Below are 18,035 nucleotides of genomic sequence, written 5' to 3' on the forward strand. Positions count from 1 at the left end.
TCGCATCGGCGTATAAAAGATATGTGAAAAGTAACATATCTCCCCTTTTTCAAAATACATATTTTTAAGTTTTTCTCTCCCATCTGAAGAATTTAAAAGAATGTGTTTTGCCACAGCTTTGGAATTTCCTGTGTCAAACTCATCCCCACAAAGTGCTCAGACGCCATTTGATCGAAAAACGCGTTTTAAATCCATTTTAGGTGGTTCAGCGGGTAATCTGGTCGAATGGTACGACTGGTATGTCTATGCTGCCTTTACCTTGTATTTTGCCCCTGTTTTCTTCCCTGAAGGCAATGAAACCGTCAAGCTGTTACAAGCAGCAGCCGTATTTGCTCTAGGCTTCCTCATGCGCCCTATTGGTGCCTGGATTATGGGCATCTATGCAGACCGTAAGGGGCGTAAAGCTGGTTTAACGCTCTCTGTATCCTTGATGTGTATCGGCTCATTGATGATTGCCTGCGCCCCATCTTATGACACTGCGGGTATGTTAGCTCCCGCAATTCTCTTGTTTGCACGACTCTTGCAAGGTCTCAGTGTCGGTGGAGAATATGGTTCCAGTGCCACCTATCTGACCGAAATGGCAGGTAAAAACCATCGTGGATTTTTCTCTAGCTTTCAGTATGTGACCTTAATTTCAGGGCAGCTGATTGCGCTGTGTGTACTGATTATTTTGCAACACACGCTTTCGGAAGAAGCCCTGCATGCTTGGGGATGGCGTGTTCCCTTCCTGATTGGCGCCATGCTGGCGATTGTGGTGTTCTGGATTCGTCGTGGCTTGGTTGAAACCCAATCATCCAAACAAGCACAGGAACAAGCCAAACAAGGTGGACCAAAATCAGGAGCTATCGAGTTATTTACCAAGCATCCTAAAGCAGCTTTTACCGTGATTATGCTGACGGCTGGCGGAACACTTGCCTTTAACACCTTCACCACTTATCTACAAAAATACTTGGTAAATACCTCGGGGTTTGACAAAAGTACCGCCACTGAAATTACCACGGCAGCCATCTTTATTTTTATGCTGATTCAACCTGCGGTAGGTGCCTTGTCCGATAAAATCGGACGCAAGCCAATTATGATTGCCTTCGGTATTTGCGGGGTACTGTTTACCGTACCGATTTTCAATCGTTTAGGCACCACCACAGATGCCACCACGGCATTCTTACTGTGTATGAGTGGCATGATTATTGTCACAGGATACACCGCCATTAACGCTGTGGTGAAAGCTGAATTATTTCCACCGCATATTCGTGCCTTAGGTGTTGCGCTACCTTATGCGATTGCCAATACTATTTTTGGCGGTACAGCAGAATTAGTGGCTTTAAGCTTTAAAAATGCAGGACATGAAAGTTACTTCTTCTACTATATTACGTTCATGATTGGTCTCTCACTGATCACCTATATCTTCATGAAAGACACCAAAAAACATAGTCTGATCACTGACCATTAAACACTAAAAATAAGCACGGACGACCCGCCTTTATTTTGTTACAGGCGGGTCCTTTTACTTTGAACTACATCGTTATTTTCACAGGCTTATGGCATACTGTGCGCAAGAATAAAACACGGAACTTTCACGATGAAAAAAACGTTTCAATTTTTAGGGCTTGGTTTTATCGCTTTGGGACTTGCAGCCTGCCAAAGCACTCCCCAACAGTATAATGGTCAAGTCGGTTACCGTGTAGAAAGCCAAACTGCGGACTCAGCAACCCTCGCCTATACCCTTGCTGGTCGTCAAAATCAGGACTTGGATGCGAAAAAACTGCAACGTGCCTGCCAAAAAGTTTTAGGCACCAATAAAACCTTTAAACTGCAAATCTTAAGTGTGAATGAAGTTGCGAATCCTGCTGCTGTGACCTCTGACAGTTATGGTCGCCAAATTGGTAACTCACGTACTTCTATTGGTCTGAGCAATACGCCAGACCTGCATAATGGTGAAGATTATGCGACACGTCAGGCTTTAGAGGCCCGCCCAAGTACTTTGCGTATTGTGCGTTATAGCTGCTCATAAAGCATCATGTTATAAGACGCTATGCATTATAGCGTCTTATAAAAACTGACATTACGAAACTCTTTCGCTTCATCTAAGTCAGGCCAAGTTGTCGCGCTACGTTCCTCAATTTTCATATATTGGGGATGACTAAAGTTTTTCACGCGACTATCTGCCACCCAAACTTCGGGGGCAAATTTTAAGAATTCATCTAGAAAAAAGCGGTTACATTGGTCATATAAGACATCTGCTGCCAACAACACATCGACCTGTTCCGATTGGTACAAATCGTCTAAATATTCCAATTCGACCTGATTTAAAATCGCATTCTCCTTGCACGATGCCAAACTCACTTTGTCGATATCGCAGCAAATGACGCGTTTCGCACCCGCTATTTTGGCAGCAATCGCAACTACACCTGAACCTGCACCAAAGTCCAGCACGACTTTATCTTTTACATGATGCGGCTCGGCCAATAGCCACTGTGCCATTGCCAGCCCCGAAGCCCAGCAAAATATCCAGTACGGCGTTTCATTCCAAATACGACGAATCACCTCATCATCTAGCCGATCTGTCGGAAATACGGGTGGAATTAGCCACAAAGAAATGGTAGTTTCTGGCAACTGTTGTGCCAATAACTCCGCCTGAGGAATCACCTCATGCAGTGCATCCAATAAATGTTGTGGTGCTTTCGCCATTTGAAAAGTACAGCTCATTAAATTTAAAAACCTTTAACGCTATGCAAAATATGCATCGTTCAGCAACACCGAGTCGTATTGAAACTGCCATTTAAATACGGATCACCGCTATCGCTTAAATCAACAGATCAGGCGATCATAATCCAGCTTCGCATGACTGAAAAGTAATAATCCGTATAGCAAAACTGCACCATCACTCAAGGTGGCTTGAACAGAGGATTTTGACTAAGCCTATAATTCACCTAGATGAAATTTCTCCCATAAAAAAAGCTGTATAGTTTGATGCTATACAGCTTTTAAGAAGTGGACTTACAACATTAACCTAATGCTTTCTCAGCCGCTTCCACTGTTTGACGAATCAAAGTCGTAATGGTCATCGGGCCTACACCGCCAGGAACAGGTGTATAAGCAGATGCAATCTCTTCAATACCCATCAACTGGATATCACCTACACCACCGCCATCACGTGGATGGAAGCCAGCATCAACTACAACAGCACCTTGCTTGATCCAGTCTTTTTGAATCAATTCAGCTTTACCCACGGCACCCACAATAATATCGGCTTGTTTAACAAACTCAGCAAGGTTTTGGGTACGAGAATGGCAAATCGTTACGGTAGCATTCGCTTCCAATAACATCGCAGCCATTGGTTTACCCAAAATTGCAGAACGACCCACAACCACAGCATGTTTGCCTGCAATTTCAATGTTGTTTGCTTTAAGGATTGTCATGATGCCTGCTGGAGTTGCAGAACCATATGCCGCCTCACCCATTGCCATACGACCAAAACCAAGGCAAGTCACACCATCCACATCTTTTTCTAAAGCAATGGCATCGAAACACGCACGCTCATCAATTTGCGCAGGCACTGGGTGCTGCAACAAAATACCGTGCACATCTGGATTCGCATTCAATTTTTCAATTTCAGCCAATAATTGCTCGGTTGTGGTCTCTTTCGGAAGCTCAACTTTTAATGAATCCATACCTACACGACGGCAGGCATTACCCTTCATACGCACGTAAGTCGCTGATGCACCATCGTCACCGACCAAAATCGTTGCCAAAATTGGGGTACGACCTGATTTTGCTTTTAACGCTTCAACACGTGTTAACAAGTCAGTTTCAATTTGTTTAGCCAACGCACGACCATCTAAAACTAATGCCACAGCACATCTCCAAGGTAGATATGAATCAATTTTGCAAATAATACATGATTATTTAGGCAAATTTATTCTACATGCTGATTTTATGTGCATATGCACGATTTAAAGTATTGTAATTTTTTTAAAGGTTGCTAATATGTGCATCAACAAGACATGGCGGGGTGGCAGAGTGGTCATGCAGCGGACTGCAACTCCGTGTACGCCGGTTCGATTCCGACCTCCGCCTCCAATCTTGTTAAAACGCCCGGGTGGTGAAATAGGTAGACACAGGGGATTTAAAATCCCCCGCCCTCAAAGCGTGCCGGTTCGAGTCCGGCCCCGGGCACCATTTTAATACTCCTTAAAATGGTGTAATAAAGAATCCAGCGAAAGCTGGTTTTTTTATGTCTAAAAACTCCTCCTGCCCAATCCGTAAATCAAGCCAGCAAAGTTAAATTTCAAATAGTACAGCGTTGTTTATACTGTTAATGCTTGCTGCATATAGGCTTTTAACTCTCGAAAGAAATCCTCTTTTAAGCTAGTCGGCTCCAGAATTTGTACATAGGGAATCCAGTAACGTACAAAAGGCAGTAATTGCTTCGGATGAGTAATGCAAATAGACAAATGCAAATTGCCATTTTCCATTTCTTTGAGAATGGTTTGTTGAGGAAATTGCTTTTTGAATTTGAAAAAAGAAGCCACTTCAGCATCGACCAGTAAATGCACTTCCTGCTTTTCTTTCCCAAACCATATACTCTGCTCCTGTTCAAGCTGCTCTTGAATTGCTGCACTTTGCTCAAATAGCGATAACTCTTGTAGAGGATTCATCAATTGTATGCGACCTAAGCGATACGCCTTTAATTGATCATCATCGACAGCTGCCAGATACCAACTGCCAAAATGATGAATAAGGCGATAAGGTTGTACCCGTCGATATTCATTGCGATATAAAAACTCAACTTCACGTTGTGCCTGAATCGCTTTGGAAAAATACTGGAATAGCCCGAGAAACTGTGTCGCATCTTCAAAGCTATAGCCTTTTGCCATATAGGTTTTCTGCGCCTGATTGCCGAATAACTCTCGTAGGAATGGCAATTCAAGGCTGGGAAACAAACTCCCAATCCCCGATAGCTCAGCAAAACTCTGTACATCCTGCGCTCGAATGCGACCTGAATCATGCTGCTTTAAATAATACTGTTTCGATTTCTGATCATGAACCAACGGCAAATGAATACTTAAGCGATCGAAATCTCGCACGATCGTTCGCGGACTGACGGAAAACTCTTGAGCTAACAATTTGGCATTTAACTTTTGACCATTATTCAATTTAATTACAATACTGGCCAAGCGTTCCGCTAATCGCTCATGAGAAGAAGCTTGACGCTCCATAAAAAAACACCCTTACCCACAAAATTATTATCAAGTCATATTTAATTCATTTAGTATTTGCTCGGCTTAAAATCCAAGCATCGTTTTATTTATGAATACCGCATTTAATGACAAAAGAAAATACAGCAAACAGAAATTTTTACCACTTACAACTTTATATTCAGTTTTAACCGCTCTTTATATTGCTCCATATGAATCAATGAAAAATAAAAATGACTGAATTTTTCAGTCTTTAATTCTTTACGAATGAACCCTCGAATCATTCGACTCTTTGCTTTTTTAATATGCAAAAAATGTAATGGTCCAGCGATAATTTTCATAAAACCCTCCAACCGATCACAGTTTTTGTAAAATATGCTATCAACTGGTCAGGTGGTGTCACGATTTCACTAAATAGTAAAATTTTTCTACTAATTTAGTTGGTTTTAATATCATTTGACCCAAATATGCTTTTCTGATTTATAATACGGCAACTTTCAAGTACTTATTTTTATGGTCAGTGACAAGCAGGCTGCGCTCTTTTTAAAACAATTACAGATTCAGTATCCCTCTGCATTTAGACGTAATTTTGTATTTTATGGCATGCTGAAAACCAAAGGTTTAATGGATGAAATTAAGGAGTTTATTCCTTGGATCTTAGCCATTATGATTTTCGTTTCACTGTCTTTAAGCCTTGGTCACTATATCGAATCGCATTTCCTACGCTTTACTACATTTCAAGCACAAGGCATTTCTGCGCTGTGCTTTATGCTGCTTTACATGCTTTATGTTCCGCTTGTCCTCAAACAAATGAAGCACAGTTCTCGTTCTTATTATGAACAACAGCAGCATGCACCAATTAAAATTGCAGCCCTTATTATTTTACAAGCGGTCAATATTGCCTTTATCGAAAGTACATTTTTACAAATTGTGCTGTTTTTCTTTGCCATGGGTTTTGGCTTTGTAAAGTTTTATAAAGAAAATCTATTCCGCAATAGCGCTACACATGTTGGACTATATTATTTACAGGAATTACGCCGCTTTAATTTCTGGAGTTATAAACAAATTATTCGACTCAAAATAATACTGCAATTTAGCAAAAAAAATACGGCAACATATCAACAGAAACTCAAGCAATTACAGCATTTTAAAAACCTGCATTTAAAGTCCATGCAGATGGAACAACAATTATGCTTAACCCACAAGCATCAGGATTTAGAGAATTATCTCGATAGTTTAATGTAATAAAAAACTGGGCTTTGACCCAGTTTTTTTATGTTTTTGATGATTAGTTAAGCTGATTGCGGTAAATCTTCCAACAACTGTAATTGCGAATTGAAAATGAGCTGATAACCTCGTGATTCATCAACCGCGTAGCTTTGCTCTTTAATACTGTCAACAAAGATCCAATTCGACTGCATATTCTGTTCGGTAAAATTGACCAACAAATAACCCCGCTGATTCAAATTACAGTATGCCAGATCATTAATTAAAGTCTGAAATGCATATTCAAATTGCTGCAATTGTGCCAAAGGAATACTTAAATATTTTTCCAAACCAGGTGAAGACACCGAACTGGTAGCCAACTCCACGCCCAGCATATCTTGATCTTTGTTCAGCAACTCAGAATACCAAGCATTATGTGTATCCCCTGCCAAGACGACGACTTTCTTATTCAAGTTCTTTAGGGTTGCATACAGTACTTCTCGCTCATAAAAATAACCATCCCATGCATCCAAATTATACGGTGCAACTGTATTGACCCGTGCCTTTTCTAAGTCAGTCAGAGTTGGATCACCCGCCTGTAACCGTAATTTGATTTGAACCAGCTCTGTAATTTGCGCATTCATCTTCGCCAATGTTTCAGTCGTAACCGTGCCACTACTGATTTCAGCCAAAGACAACAAAAGCTCAGCAGGAATAAACATTTTTGACATCAGTACCTGTTGTCCCAATACGTTCCACGTGGCACTACTACTCATTAATTTTTGCAACAACCAGTCACGCTGCTCATAGCCAAGTAAAGTCCGATCCTGCGCCAACAAGTCTTGCTGGAACTGCATCGCATTCAAACCTTGTGCAGTCAAGTAATTAGCATAGTCCAATTGCTGATCCCGCGCGATAATACGTGTATCCAGCATGGTTAACTGCACCAGTGAACCAAAATCAAACTGACGATAAATATGTAAATGATCATCTTCTGACACTGGACGAATTGGCATCCACTCAAAGTAGGCTTGTAACGCTGCCAGTTTACGCTCAGAAAATTTCCCTTCATTTTGCGCTTGTGCAGTTGCCTCAGTATGATTCTCCGCCCCATCGCGCCAAGTATCATTGGCTAGCTCATGATCATCCCAAATTACAATAAAAGGATGCCGCTGATGCAATGCCTGCAAATCCAAATCTTGACGGTACAAAGCATAACGTTTGCGATAATCATCTAAACCAATAATTTCCTGATTATTATCATCTGCAAGCAAACGCCCGAGCTTTTCCGCATCTTCTGTTGCGTAGCCATCTTTGCCATATTCATAAATATAATCCCCCAGATGCAGCACCACGTCGACATCCTGTTTCGCCATTTCACGGTAAACATAGAAATAACCTGCGGGATAATTGGAACAGGAACAAACTGCAAATTTCACCTGAGCAGCCTGAACAGCCAAGGTCTTCATTTGTCCAATCGGTGAAACGCTTTGCCCAAAACGGAAACGATAAAAATAGCGCTGCTGTGGCAAGAGTGCTGTGACATCCACTTTTACCGTGTAGTCTTGTGCTGGACTGGTTTGTACTTTGCCTGTCGCAACCATTTGAGTAAATTGCTGATCAGTTGCCACTTCCCAAACAATTTCTAAGCGTGCTTGCAGCTCACTAGGCGTTGCACGCGTCCAAATAATCACACGATCTTGTAACGGGTCGCCACTGGCAACACCATGTGCAAATTGCACACTAACACCTGAACCCGAAGCATTATCCGAGTCATCACCACATGCGGTGAGTGAAAGAGGTAAGGAAACCGCACCAAAACCAGCTAAAGTTTTTTGAATGAGTTCACGGCGCGTTAATGTATTTGTCATTTTTTTAATCCACTAGAAACGTGACTTAAAAAATAGGCAAAGAATATTTAATGATGATCTCAATTGCATGAACATATGATGACAAGGCAAGTACCTGTTGTCGTTAAAATTGTGATTTTTTGATCACAAATTCATGAATTGTCTGAAAATAAAGCAAATACTAAGAAATCATCTTGCAAAGAATAAATTGGTACTCTATTATTGCGCTCATGCCCGGGTGGTGAAATAGGTAGACACAGGGGATTTAAAATCCCCCGCCCTCAAAGCGTGCCGGTTCGAGTCCGGCCCCGGGCACCATTTTAATACTTCTTAAAATGGTGCAATAAAAATCCAGCGAAAGCTGGTTTTTTTATGTCTATAATTTATAAATTAAAATCATTCAACCATGACAAGATGAAAAAAATTCTAAACCTTACGACTTTAATCCTGAGTCTTTCAAACCTTGCTCACGCAGAAACCAAAGCTGTAGAGACAAATACTGAAAAATTTTATGATCGGTTTGCTGGGACGATTCTCGAAAAAGACCAGCAGCTTTACTTACATGTATGTAAGTCTGTAGATGCAGAGTTTAAGTTAAGTTTTAACCATATACGTGATGAACAGCACATACGCACACTCATAAAAACTTATCCAAAGTTTTGGCTGAATCTCAGTGCCAATGCTGAAAAAATCAAAGATGAATATGTGATGACGGTCAATGCAATTGAAGATGAGCACTTAAATCAAAGCTGTCACTTAAATGACCTTTTAGATGAACTGTAAACCTCAATCTTGCATTAATCCAATTCATCTCACCAACATAAAAAACAGAGAGTGACTCACCACTCTCGATTCGCAATCAGCTCTTCCATTTCCACATCGAAATGACCATGCTCTTGTACCACCATCATCATGGCTTCAGCAATATAATCAGCCGCAGTATCATCGAGCGATGAATCTAAATCTTCAAACTGAGGCTTCATTTCATTAATTGCAGAAACAGTATCATTTGCAAATCGATAAATTTCAGATGTACTGTCCTTAACCTTTGCCACTTTCTTGGCAAATTGCACAATGCATTGCTGCACTTCAGCCACCAATACATCTGGGTAATATTCATCATCAAACATCGGGAGAAGTAAATCTGCAAACATACAGCCACTCAAACTACTAATAAACGCGAGCCTATATAGCATAAAGACTGGCTTTTACCAAATAAAAAAGGGCAGATTAAATTCCACCCTTAAATATCATGAAAAAATACAGAAACTTAGAATTAAGGTTTAACAGGCTCGGTACTCAAGCTTTTTGCTGTTTTCACCAAATCCAGAAACTCGGCACGTAAGCCAAACTCATCTGGCTGTGCTGCACTTTGTGCTAACTTGAAAATATCATCCCATTGCATCTGCGCATTATATTTCCCACCCCGTAATTGCTGTGCATAAGCCGCAACAGCAATCGCAAAGCGCGTATCAGCCGATGCCTGCGCCAAGTCTTGGCTCCGTGTAAGCACTGGCTCGCTCAACAAAATACTTTGACTCTGTTGCGGTTGTTTATAGCGCACATTCACATAAGCATATTCTTGCGTGTTGGCTTTGCTTGAATTTATAGGTGCCTGATAGCGCGATTCATTCAGCCAGCCTTTTTGCCCGACTGGAATAATTTCATATAAGGCTGTGACCGTATGCCCCGCCCCAATATCCCCTGCATCTACACGATCATTATTAAAATCTTCATTTTTTAATAGGCGATTTTCATAACCGAGCAGACGATATTCTTTGACCGTTGCGGGGTTGAACTCGACTTGGATTTTGACATCCTGTGCAACGGTTGCCAGTGTCGAACTGAGTTGACGCTGTAATACCTTCTTGGCTTCACGCTCATTGTCGATATAACTATAGTTCCCATCTCCAGCATCTGCCAATTGCTCCATTAACTGCTCATCATAGTTTCCAGAACCAAAGCCAAAAGTGGAAAAGGAAATGCCTGATTTACGTTTTTCCGCAATCATGCCCTTTAAGGTGTCAAAATCAGTAATTCCGACATTAAAGTCACCATCGGTTGCAATCAGAATACGGTTGATGCCACCTTGAATATAAGACTTTTGCGCTTGATCATACGCCAGTTGAATAGCGCGCTCCCCTGAGGTCGCCCCGCCTGCTTTTAAGCGATGAATGACTTTTAAAATTTTGTCCTTGTCAGCGCCAGAAGTGGGTGGCAGTGCTAAATCTTCACCGCTAGCATAGGTCACAATGCTGACTTTATCTTGCGGGCGCAATTGCTCTGTCAGCAAAGTTAAAGTCTTTTTGACGAGGGGTAATTTATTTTCCGCATCCATACTGCCAGAGACATCCACCAAAAATACCAGATTGGCAGGTGGCAATTGCTGCATCTGCAAATCTTTAGCCTTAATGCCAATCTTGATAATTTTGGCATTTTGCTGCCAAGGAGAATTAACCACTTCAGTATTCACCGAAAATGGATGCTGCCCCACAGGATTTGGATAGTGATAGTTAAAATAATTCTCCATTTCTTCTATGCGTACAGCATCCACAGGAGGCAATTGCGCTGCCTGTGTCAAATAGCGCCGAACATTAGTATAGCTTCCCGTATCCACATCAATACTAAAGGTAGAGATAGGCTGCTGCGCAACCACATGCACAGGATTGGTTTCTATTTTCTGATAATTCTCAGTATTTTCAATAGGCAATGGCATATTTTCAGGCATGCTCATCATAGCCATTGGTGCAGGCATCGCCAAACCAACAGCTGCCGCTCTGCTCATCGACATTTGCTGTGGCGGAACCTGACCACAGGCAGCCAACAATATCCCCGTTACAGCAAGCACTAAAAATTTAGGTCTTAACATCATGATTTATCCAACGTTATTTTATTTAAATTTCAATTCCATCATTCTGCAAACATAGCCCCGTATTACAACGCACGTTCCTTGAAAAAATACCTAAGAGCGATGCATCACATATCATTTATCGTTCTATATCCAGCAGCATATTTAAATTCAGCAGCTTTTTAAGCAGATTGCATGGCTTGCCACACTTTAATCGCATCAGACATGGCTTTCACATCATGCGCACGCACCATGCTTGCACCTTGCTGAATACTGAGCAAATGTGCTGCAACAGAACCCACTGCACGCTCTACTACATCAGCACCGCCCAGTGCCTCACCAATAAAGCGCTTACGCGACAATGCAGATAAGATGGGATAACCCATACGATTTAGCTTCCAGAACTCTTTTAACAGTCGCAAGTTCTGCTGAGCATTCTTGGCAAAACCAAAACCAGGGTCAATCATAATATGTTCAGGTTTTACCCCAGCCGCTAAAGCATCATCAACACGCTGCTGTAACTCCGCAATTACATCCTCAGTCACATCTTGGTACTGATCCAAATTATTCATGGTAGTCGGCTCACCACGCATATGCATAATAATAATTGGAATGTTCAACTCCGACGCAGTTTCTAGTGCATGTGGACGTGTCAGTGCACGCACATCATTCCAAATGTGCGCCCCCGCAGCAACAGCCGCGCGAATCACTTCAGGTTGCGAGGTATCAATCGAAATAATGACATCATGCTGTGCGAGTGCCTGCACCACAGGAATGACTCTGCGAATTTCCTCTTCAACCTCAACCACCGATGCGCCTGGTCGTGTGGACTCGCCCCCCACATCAATTACGGTTGCTCCTTCTGCCACCATTTGTAATGCACGTGCAACCGCAGCATCCTTGGAGTTATGCAAGCCGCCATCACTAAAAGAATCAGGTGTCACGTTTAGAATCCCCATCACATGTGGTTGGGATAAATCTAAACGCAAACGACCACAGCTGAGAACGCGATTCGGTAAAGGCATAAGTTGCATAAATACACTCCTGAAACAATCGCTGCTAGTGTAGCAATTCAATCTTATTTCAGGCTGAAAACTTTTCAATTCGACTTTTATTCTTAAGGCAACAGCATAAAAAAAGAGCCTCATTTAGAGACTCTCTTTTACATTACCTTTGCAGCTTAGCTTGCTGGTAATGGTGGTGGTGTAGATGGACCGCTGGTTGGCGTCACATCAATCACAGGATTCTCAGCCACATACACCTTAGGTGGTTGTGGTTCACGTCCTTCCATAATGTCACGAATTTGATCACGATCAATCGTTTCCCATTCCATCAAAGCTTTCACCATCGCATGAGCGATATCTTTGTTATTTTCCAAGACATCACGTGCTACACGGTATTGCTCATCCAGAATACGACGTACTTCTTCATCGACTTTTTGTTGCGTCGCTTCAGAAATAGTACGGCTACCGACATTACCAAAGAAACCATTTTGGTTTTCATCTTCGTAAACCATCACACCAAGTTTATCCGACATACCATATTTGGTCACCATCGCACGTGCCATTTTGGTTGCACGTTCGAAGTCGTTCGAAGCACCTGTAGATTGCTGGTTAATGAAGATTTCTTCCGCGATACGACCACCAAACAAGATCGAAAGTTCATTCAACATCTTGTCTTTGTAATGGCTAATCTGATCTTGCTCAGGCAACTGCCAAGTCACACCCAATGCCCAACCACGCGGCATAATTGTCACTTTATGCACAGGATCTGTTCCCGGCAAAATTTCAGCCACAATGGCATGACCCGCTTCATGGTAAGCCGTTGCACGACGCTCTTCTTCACGAAGCACCATCGATTTACGCTCTGGACCCATGTAAATTTTGTCTTTGGCATCCTCAAAGTCATGCATATCCACCGTATTTTTATTACGACGAGCAGCAAACAATGCAGCTTCATTGACCAAGTTTGCCAATTGCGCACCAGAGAAGCCTGGTGTACCACGAGCCAAAACTTTAAGGTCCACGCCTGTCACTGAAGGTAATTTCTTCAAGTGAACATTCAGAATTTGCTCACGACCTTTAATGTCAGGAAGACCCACCATCACTTGACGGTCAAAACGACCAGGACGTAATAAGGCTTTATCCAATACATCAGCACGGTTGGTTGCAGCAATGACGATAATACCCTCATTACCTTCAAAGCCATCCATTTCTACCAGCATCTGGTTCAAGGTTTGTTCACGTTCATCGTGACCACCACCTGTACCTGAACCACGGTGACGACCAACAGCATCAATCTCATCGATGAAAATGATACATGGCGCATGACGTTTGGCTTGTTCGAACATATCACGTACACGTGATGCACCCACACCGACAAACATCTCAACGAAGTCAGAACCAGAAATACTAAAGAATGGCACTTTCGCTTCACCAGCAATCGCTTTCGCCAGTAAAGTTTTACCTGTACCCGGTGGACCAACCATTAACACGCCTTTCGGAATGGTTGCACCAAGACGTTTAAACTTCGCAGGATCTTTCAAGAAGTCTACAATTTCGACTACTTCTTGCTTCGCTTCATCACAGCCCGCTACATCGGTAAATGTAACTTTAATTTGGTCTTCAGACAGCATTTTTGCTTTTGACTTACCAAAACTCATTGGACCGTTTTTACCACCTGCTCCGCCACCCATGTTGCGCATAAAGAACATGAATAACAAAATGATTAAGAGTACAGGGAAGCTTGCAATCAGAAGTTGCATCAACAAACCTTGGCGTTGTGGTGCAGTACCTTCAACGACAACATTGTTTTTAATCAGGCTAGGCATCAATTCAGGATCTTGCACCGCTGGACGGATACTTTCAAACTCAGATCCATTTGATTTAGTGCCACTAATTCTTTCACCATCAATTGTGACTTGCTTAATTTGACCAGCATTCACCGCTGTAACGAACTCTGAATAGTTCATTGCAGTTGGCTTATCACGGTCACTGATGTTGCTGAAGATCAAAATCAGCACACCCAGTATAATGAGCCACAACACGGCATTCTTGAAGAGATCGCTCAAAGCTTTATTCCCATATCAATCTAATTTGATCATGCCCAAGGATGGGTGACCTTAATAATGTAAGCTGTAAACCCAGCTGTTCAATAATGTAAAAAAGTACAAAATGCACAATTTTTAACGAGTTGGCAAGTAAACTTTACTTTAAAGCCTTCTTGCGCCCTTGGCCGATTAAAAAAACTTCTTTCGAACGAGCACGTGATGCAGCTGGCTTAGCCGTCTTCAACACGTCAAAACTATCGACCACTTGTTTACGGAATTCATCAAAGCCTGAGCCTTGGAAAACTTTCACTACAAACTGCCCATTTGGTCCTAAAACCTTATTGGCAAAGTCCAGTGCTAGTTCACACAGGTAGATTTGACGAGGTTGATCTACAGCTCTATTACCTGATGTATTGGGGGCCATATCTGAAATTACAACGTCAACAACACGCCCATTTAAAATATTTAACAATTTTTCGAAGACTTCTTCCTCGCGGAAGTCACCTTGTAAAAAAGTCACATCGGGTAAAGCATCCATTTCTAAAATATCTGATGCGATAACCAAACCTTTGTCACCGACCAGTTTTCCTGCAATTTGGGACCAACTTCCTGGAGCAGCACCCAAATCCACCACGGTCATACCGGGCTTAATAATTTTATATTTTTCTTGGATTTCAAGTAACTTATAAGCAGCACGTGCTCGATAACCTTCCTTCTGCGCTTTTTTCACAAAAGGATCATCAAGATGTTCTCTCATCCACGCACGACTACTTTTGGATAATTTTTGGTTGGTAATGCGTGTGGCCATAACTCTCTATGTATATAAAAACTTCTAATTTTTTATTGTACGTGAAAAACCAAGTGCTTGCAGTATACATCTGTATCTAAATCGACTTAAACCGCCTGTTTTTTTCAATCAACAAGATCGATTATTTCAACCGCTTTAACTCATTTTTGCTATACTAGGTCGTTTTTAAAATTAGGTTATCTTTCATGGCGGCTTTATCTATTCAGGAACGCAAGCGTTTACGTCAAATTGGTCATGCACTTAATCCTGTTGTGATGATTGGTGGTCAAGGTTTGACTGAGAATGTCGTTGAGGAAACCAACCGTGCATTAAATGATCACGAACTCATCAAAGTTAAGATTGCAGGTGAAGATCGTGAAGCGCGTGTCGCAGTAATTGCTGAAATTGCAGAAGTGACTGGTGCTGAAGTGGTACAAACGATTGGTAAAATTGCCCTGCTTTACAAAAAAGCGAAACAGCAAAATCCAAAACTTTCGAACCTTGTTCGCCACGCTCATTTATCTAAGTAATTTTGATTTATGGCAAGTTACGAGCTCAGCGCATTTGACCGACGCTTCCAAGCCATTTCTGTAGTGGGTGCGATTGAACAAGTCAGCCCTTTTACGCTGAATGTCGGCTTTTGGATTCGTGACCCGAACCAGTGGATTGACTGGCCTGCTTTAATTGCAGCGCATCCACGTCAGGATTTTCTTTGGGAAAACACCTGCTTTGAGATTTTTATTGGTGTGAAGCACGAAGATTTTTATCGTGAAATCAATTTAGCCCCTTCTCAAGCATGGCAAGCCTACCAATTTGAAGAGTATCGCTATCCTGAAGATATGCCACCGCATGCTGCGTATGATATTGAGTTGAACCAACTCAAGCGCACGCACTATGGACTCAATGTGAGTGTAGATTTAACTGAATTTATGTTGCAGCATAAGCTCAAATGGTCCGATCTATTCCTTGGCTTGACCGCTGTACTGAAGACCTCCCAAGGTGAGCAGTTCTACGCCATGCAACACAGTAGTCCAACAGCGGATTTTCACAATAAACGCGATTGGCTACATCAGTTCTAAAGCACTCCAACTCCTCTCCTTTTACAAGGAGAGGTGAAATTTTTCTTTATAAATTCATGATTCGCTCAAGGTTGGCTTTCCGAAGCATCTTTACTCGAAACTTTATTCCACGCTTCTAAAGTATGTTCTTTAGAACGTTTAAAGGTTTCAGTTAATTGGTCTTTATGCTTAACCGAGATCTGACTGACATCATCTTTCAGCTCTTTACCAAATTTGGTCAAATCTTCAATTACCGCATTCACTTCCGTTTTCACAAAGTCTTTCAGATCGGTTAAATCTTTCTGTGACAAGTTCAATTGTGATTTCAAACTCTCGATACGCTGCACTACATCTTCTTTGAGCTGACGAATTTGATCTTGTACAGTGGCATTTAATTGCTTCGCCTCTTCAGTGACTTTTTCTTCAGCCTCGGTCACAGCTTCTGTCACCTGCTGTTTCGCTTGCTTTGCCACTTTTTCCAATTTTGCGGAACTTTCAGTGACGACCTCTTTCAGGGAATCGGTCACTTCTGTCGGTTTTTTTTCTACTGTCATGATGCACAACCTGTTCTTATAGTAAGGAAGATTTACAGCTTAACTGGATGTGTTCAAATTTAGGGCTTGATTTGTCAGACAATTCTTAATTGCTTACATTTTCCATTTTTTGTGCGACAAAACAACGATCTAAAAAATGCAAGTCTTTTATCTTTTTATTCTTTGGTTTTTACGTGGACTTCTTCATAGCTGATGCGTATAATGCGCTGTTAAGTTACAAGCGAGCAGACACGAGGGAGGGTAGGTTTTTTTAATAGCCTTCCTTTTTTTTCGTCTACTCGCTTTTTTACAGCCCTATTTTTGTGGTTTTAGTTCAGGAGCTTTGGTTTGAGCATCCCCGCCATTTTAGCCCTCGCCGACGGTACAATCTTTAAAGGTACGTCTATCGGCGCAACGGGAAGTACGACTGGTGAAGTCGTTTTTAACACAGCCATGACTGGCTATCAAGAAATTCTGACCGATCCAAGTTATGCACAACAACTTGTGACATTAACTTATCCGCATATCGGTAATACAGGTTGCAACTCTGAAGATGCAGAGTCTGGCCGTATTCATAAAGTGTGGGCTAACGGTTTAATTATCCGTGACTTACCTTTATTGCATAGCAACTTCCGTGCAGAACAATCTCTAGGTGAATACCTTGTAGAGCACAATGTCGTTGCGATTGCCGATATCGATACACGTAAATTAACACGTATTTTGCGTGCCAAAGGTGCGCAGAACGGTTGTATTCTCGCTGGCGAAAATATTACTGAAGAAGAAGCTTTAGCAAAAGCTCGTGCATTCGGTGGCTTGAATGGTTTAGACCTTGCAAAAGAATGCTGTGATCCTGAAGGCTTTGAATGGACTGAAGGTTCTTGGGTTCTTGGTCAAGGCTTTACTCAACCTGAACATAAATTCCACGTTGTAGCATACGACTACGGTGTCAAAACCAACATCTTACGTATGCTCGCAGACCGCGGTTGCAAACTCACCGTTGTTCCTGCGCAAACTCCTGCAGAGAAAGTACTCGCTTTAAATCCAGATGGCGTGTTCTTATCGAACGGTCCTGGTGACCCTGCAGCATGTGACTATGCCATTGAAGCTGTAAAAACAATTGTAGAAGATGCACGCAACGTACCTGTATTTGGTATTTGCTTGGGTCACCAAATTCTTGCTTTGGCTTCTGGCGCTAAAACAGTAAAAATGCCGCATGGTCACCACGGTGCAAACCATCCAGTACAAAACATTGAAGATGGTACTGTGATGATTACTTCTCAGAACCATGGCTTCGCGGTTGATGCAGAAACTTTACCTGCAAACCTAAAAGCTACGCACAAGTCTTTATTCGACCAAACCCTGCAAGGGATCCATCGTTTAGACAAACCAGCGTTCAGCTTCCAAGGTCACCCTGAAGCAAGCCCTGGTCCACATGACTGTGCCCCATTGTTCGATCATTTCATCGAACTTATCGAAGCATCTAAGAAGTAATTAAGGAGCGAAATA

At 42.0% G+C, this 18,035-nt stretch carries 18 protein-coding genes and 3 tRNA genes; 10 read left to right on the top strand and 11 right to left on the bottom strand.

What is annotated here, in order from left to right:
* Positions 1–130 precede the first annotated feature (130 nt).
* Both GWK51_RS09860 and GWK51_RS09865 read left to right on the top strand, forming a co-directional pair.
* Entirely contained in the window at positions 131–1,450 is a 1,320-nt protein-coding gene (locus GWK51_RS09860) for an MFS transporter (RefSeq protein ID WP_161933568.1), read from the top strand.
* A gap of 129 nt (positions 1,451–1,579) precedes the next feature.
* Positions 1,580–2,011 carry a hypothetical protein gene (locus GWK51_RS09865; protein ID WP_161933569.1) on the top strand — a complete coding sequence of 144 codons (432 nt, stop codon included), beginning with the start codon at positions 1,580–1,582 and terminating at the stop codon, positions 2,009–2,011.
* 26 nt (positions 2,012–2,037) lie between these two features.
* On the opposite strand, the gene GWK51_RS09870 is transcribed toward GWK51_RS09865, so the two are convergent.
* On the bottom strand, positions 2,038–2,706 hold the full coding sequence (locus GWK51_RS09870; RefSeq protein WP_161933570.1) for a class I SAM-dependent methyltransferase: 669 nt from the start codon (positions 2,704–2,706) through the stop codon (positions 2,038–2,040).
* A 299-nt stretch (positions 2,707–3,005) separates the two neighbouring features.
* Positions 3,006–3,854: a bifunctional methylenetetrahydrofolate dehydrogenase/methenyltetrahydrofolate cyclohydrolase FolD gene (gene folD / locus GWK51_RS09875; protein WP_161933571.1), complete on the bottom strand. Its 849-nt coding sequence runs from the start codon at positions 3,852–3,854 to the stop codon at positions 3,006–3,008.
* A 152-nt stretch (positions 3,855–4,006) separates the two neighbouring features.
* Here folD and GWK51_RS09880 point away from each other — a divergent pair.
* A tRNA-Cys gene (locus tag GWK51_RS09880) sits at positions 4,007–4,080 on the top strand.
* A gap of 13 nt (positions 4,081–4,093) precedes the next feature.
* Positions 4,094–4,179: transfer RNA gene (locus tag GWK51_RS09885), tRNA-Leu, on the top strand.
* Between the two features lie 128 nt (positions 4,180–4,307).
* Here GWK51_RS09885 and GWK51_RS09890 read toward each other — a convergent pair.
* Complete coding sequence (locus GWK51_RS09890) at positions 4,308–5,219, bottom strand: helix-turn-helix transcriptional regulator (protein ID WP_161933572.1); 912 nt, start codon at positions 5,217–5,219, stop codon at positions 4,308–4,310.
* A gap of 146 nt (positions 5,220–5,365) precedes the next feature.
* Positions 5,366–5,539 carry a hypothetical protein gene (locus GWK51_RS09895; protein ID WP_158293850.1) on the bottom strand — a complete coding sequence of 58 codons (174 nt, stop codon included), beginning with the start codon at positions 5,537–5,539 and terminating at the stop codon, positions 5,366–5,368.
* A 172-nt stretch (positions 5,540–5,711) separates the two neighbouring features.
* Here GWK51_RS09895 and GWK51_RS09900 point away from each other — a divergent pair, with 172 nt between their 5' ends.
* Complete coding sequence (locus GWK51_RS09900; RefSeq protein WP_161933573.1) at positions 5,712–6,443, top strand: hypothetical protein; 732 nt, start codon at positions 5,712–5,714, stop codon at positions 6,441–6,443.
* Between the two features lie 47 nt (positions 6,444–6,490).
* Here the strand turns inward: GWK51_RS09900 and GWK51_RS09905 are convergent, their stop codons facing one another.
* Entirely contained in the window at positions 6,491–8,275 is a 1,785-nt protein-coding gene (locus GWK51_RS09905; RefSeq protein WP_161933574.1) for an alkaline phosphatase D family protein, read from the bottom strand.
* A gap of 211 nt (positions 8,276–8,486) precedes the next feature.
* Here GWK51_RS09905 and GWK51_RS09910 point away from each other — a divergent pair.
* Positions 8,487–8,572, top strand: a tRNA-Leu gene (locus tag GWK51_RS09910).
* Between the two features lie 54 nt (positions 8,573–8,626).
* Entirely contained in the window at positions 8,627–9,037 is a 411-nt protein-coding gene (locus GWK51_RS09915; RefSeq protein ID WP_235941120.1) for a hypothetical protein, read from the top strand.
* Between the two features lie 56 nt (positions 9,038–9,093).
* Here GWK51_RS09915 and GWK51_RS09920 read toward each other — a convergent pair whose 3' ends face one another.
* The 5 genes from GWK51_RS09920 to rlmE form a co-directional block, all read right to left on the bottom strand.
* The gene (locus GWK51_RS09920) at positions 9,094–9,408 is read right to left on the bottom strand and encodes a DUF5713 family protein (protein ID WP_161933575.1); all 315 of its coding nucleotides are present in this window, start codon (positions 9,406–9,408) and stop codon (positions 9,094–9,096) included.
* A 122-nt stretch (positions 9,409–9,530) separates the two neighbouring features.
* Positions 9,531–11,123 (bottom strand): vWA domain-containing protein, encoded by a 1,593-nt coding sequence (locus GWK51_RS09925; RefSeq protein ID WP_161933713.1) that lies wholly within the window; start codon positions 11,121–11,123, stop codon positions 9,531–9,533.
* 161 nt (positions 11,124–11,284) lie between these two features.
* Positions 11,285–12,136 carry a dihydropteroate synthase gene (gene folP, locus GWK51_RS09930; protein ID WP_161933576.1) on the bottom strand — a complete coding sequence of 284 codons (852 nt, stop codon included), beginning with the start codon at positions 12,134–12,136 and terminating at the stop codon, positions 11,285–11,287.
* Between the two features lie 146 nt (positions 12,137–12,282).
* The gene (gene ftsH, locus GWK51_RS09935) at positions 12,283–14,172 is read right to left on the bottom strand and encodes an ATP-dependent zinc metalloprotease FtsH (RefSeq protein WP_100243306.1); all 1,890 of its coding nucleotides are present in this window, start codon (positions 14,170–14,172) and stop codon (positions 12,283–12,285) included.
* 136 nt (positions 14,173–14,308) lie between these two features.
* The gene (rlmE, locus tag GWK51_RS09940; RefSeq protein WP_044737920.1) at positions 14,309–14,959 is read right to left on the bottom strand and encodes a 23S rRNA (uridine(2552)-2'-O)-methyltransferase RlmE; all 651 of its coding nucleotides are present in this window, start codon (positions 14,957–14,959) and stop codon (positions 14,309–14,311) included.
* Between the two features lie 185 nt (positions 14,960–15,144).
* Here rlmE and yhbY point away from each other — a divergent pair, with 185 nt between their 5' ends.
* On the top strand, positions 15,145–15,468 hold the full coding sequence (gene yhbY / locus GWK51_RS09945) for a ribosome assembly RNA-binding protein YhbY (protein WP_100243305.1): 324 nt from the start codon (positions 15,145–15,147) through the stop codon (positions 15,466–15,468).
* Positions 15,469–15,477: 9 nt separating this feature from the next.
* On the top strand, positions 15,478–16,017 hold the full coding sequence (locus GWK51_RS09950) for a DOMON-like domain-containing protein (RefSeq protein ID WP_161933577.1): 540 nt from the start codon (positions 15,478–15,480) through the stop codon (positions 16,015–16,017).
* Positions 16,018–16,082: 65 nt separating this feature from the next.
* On the opposite strand, the gene GWK51_RS09955 is transcribed toward GWK51_RS09950, so the two are convergent.
* Positions 16,083–16,550, bottom strand: a complete 468-nt coding sequence (locus GWK51_RS09955; protein ID WP_100243303.1) for a hypothetical protein — start codon at positions 16,548–16,550, stop codon at positions 16,083–16,085.
* 327 nt (positions 16,551–16,877) lie between these two features.
* Between GWK51_RS09955 and carA the strand changes: the two genes are divergently transcribed.
* Positions 16,878–18,020 (top strand): glutamine-hydrolyzing carbamoyl-phosphate synthase small subunit, encoded by a 1,143-nt coding sequence (gene carA, locus GWK51_RS09960; protein ID WP_161933578.1) that lies wholly within the window; start codon positions 16,878–16,880, stop codon positions 18,018–18,020.
* Positions 18,021–18,035 lie beyond the last annotated feature (15 nt).

This window comes from Acinetobacter kanungonis, assembly GCF_009939195.1.
In the GTDB taxonomy this organism is placed as follows: domain Bacteria; phylum Pseudomonadota; class Gammaproteobacteria; order Pseudomonadales; family Moraxellaceae; genus Acinetobacter; species Acinetobacter kanungonis.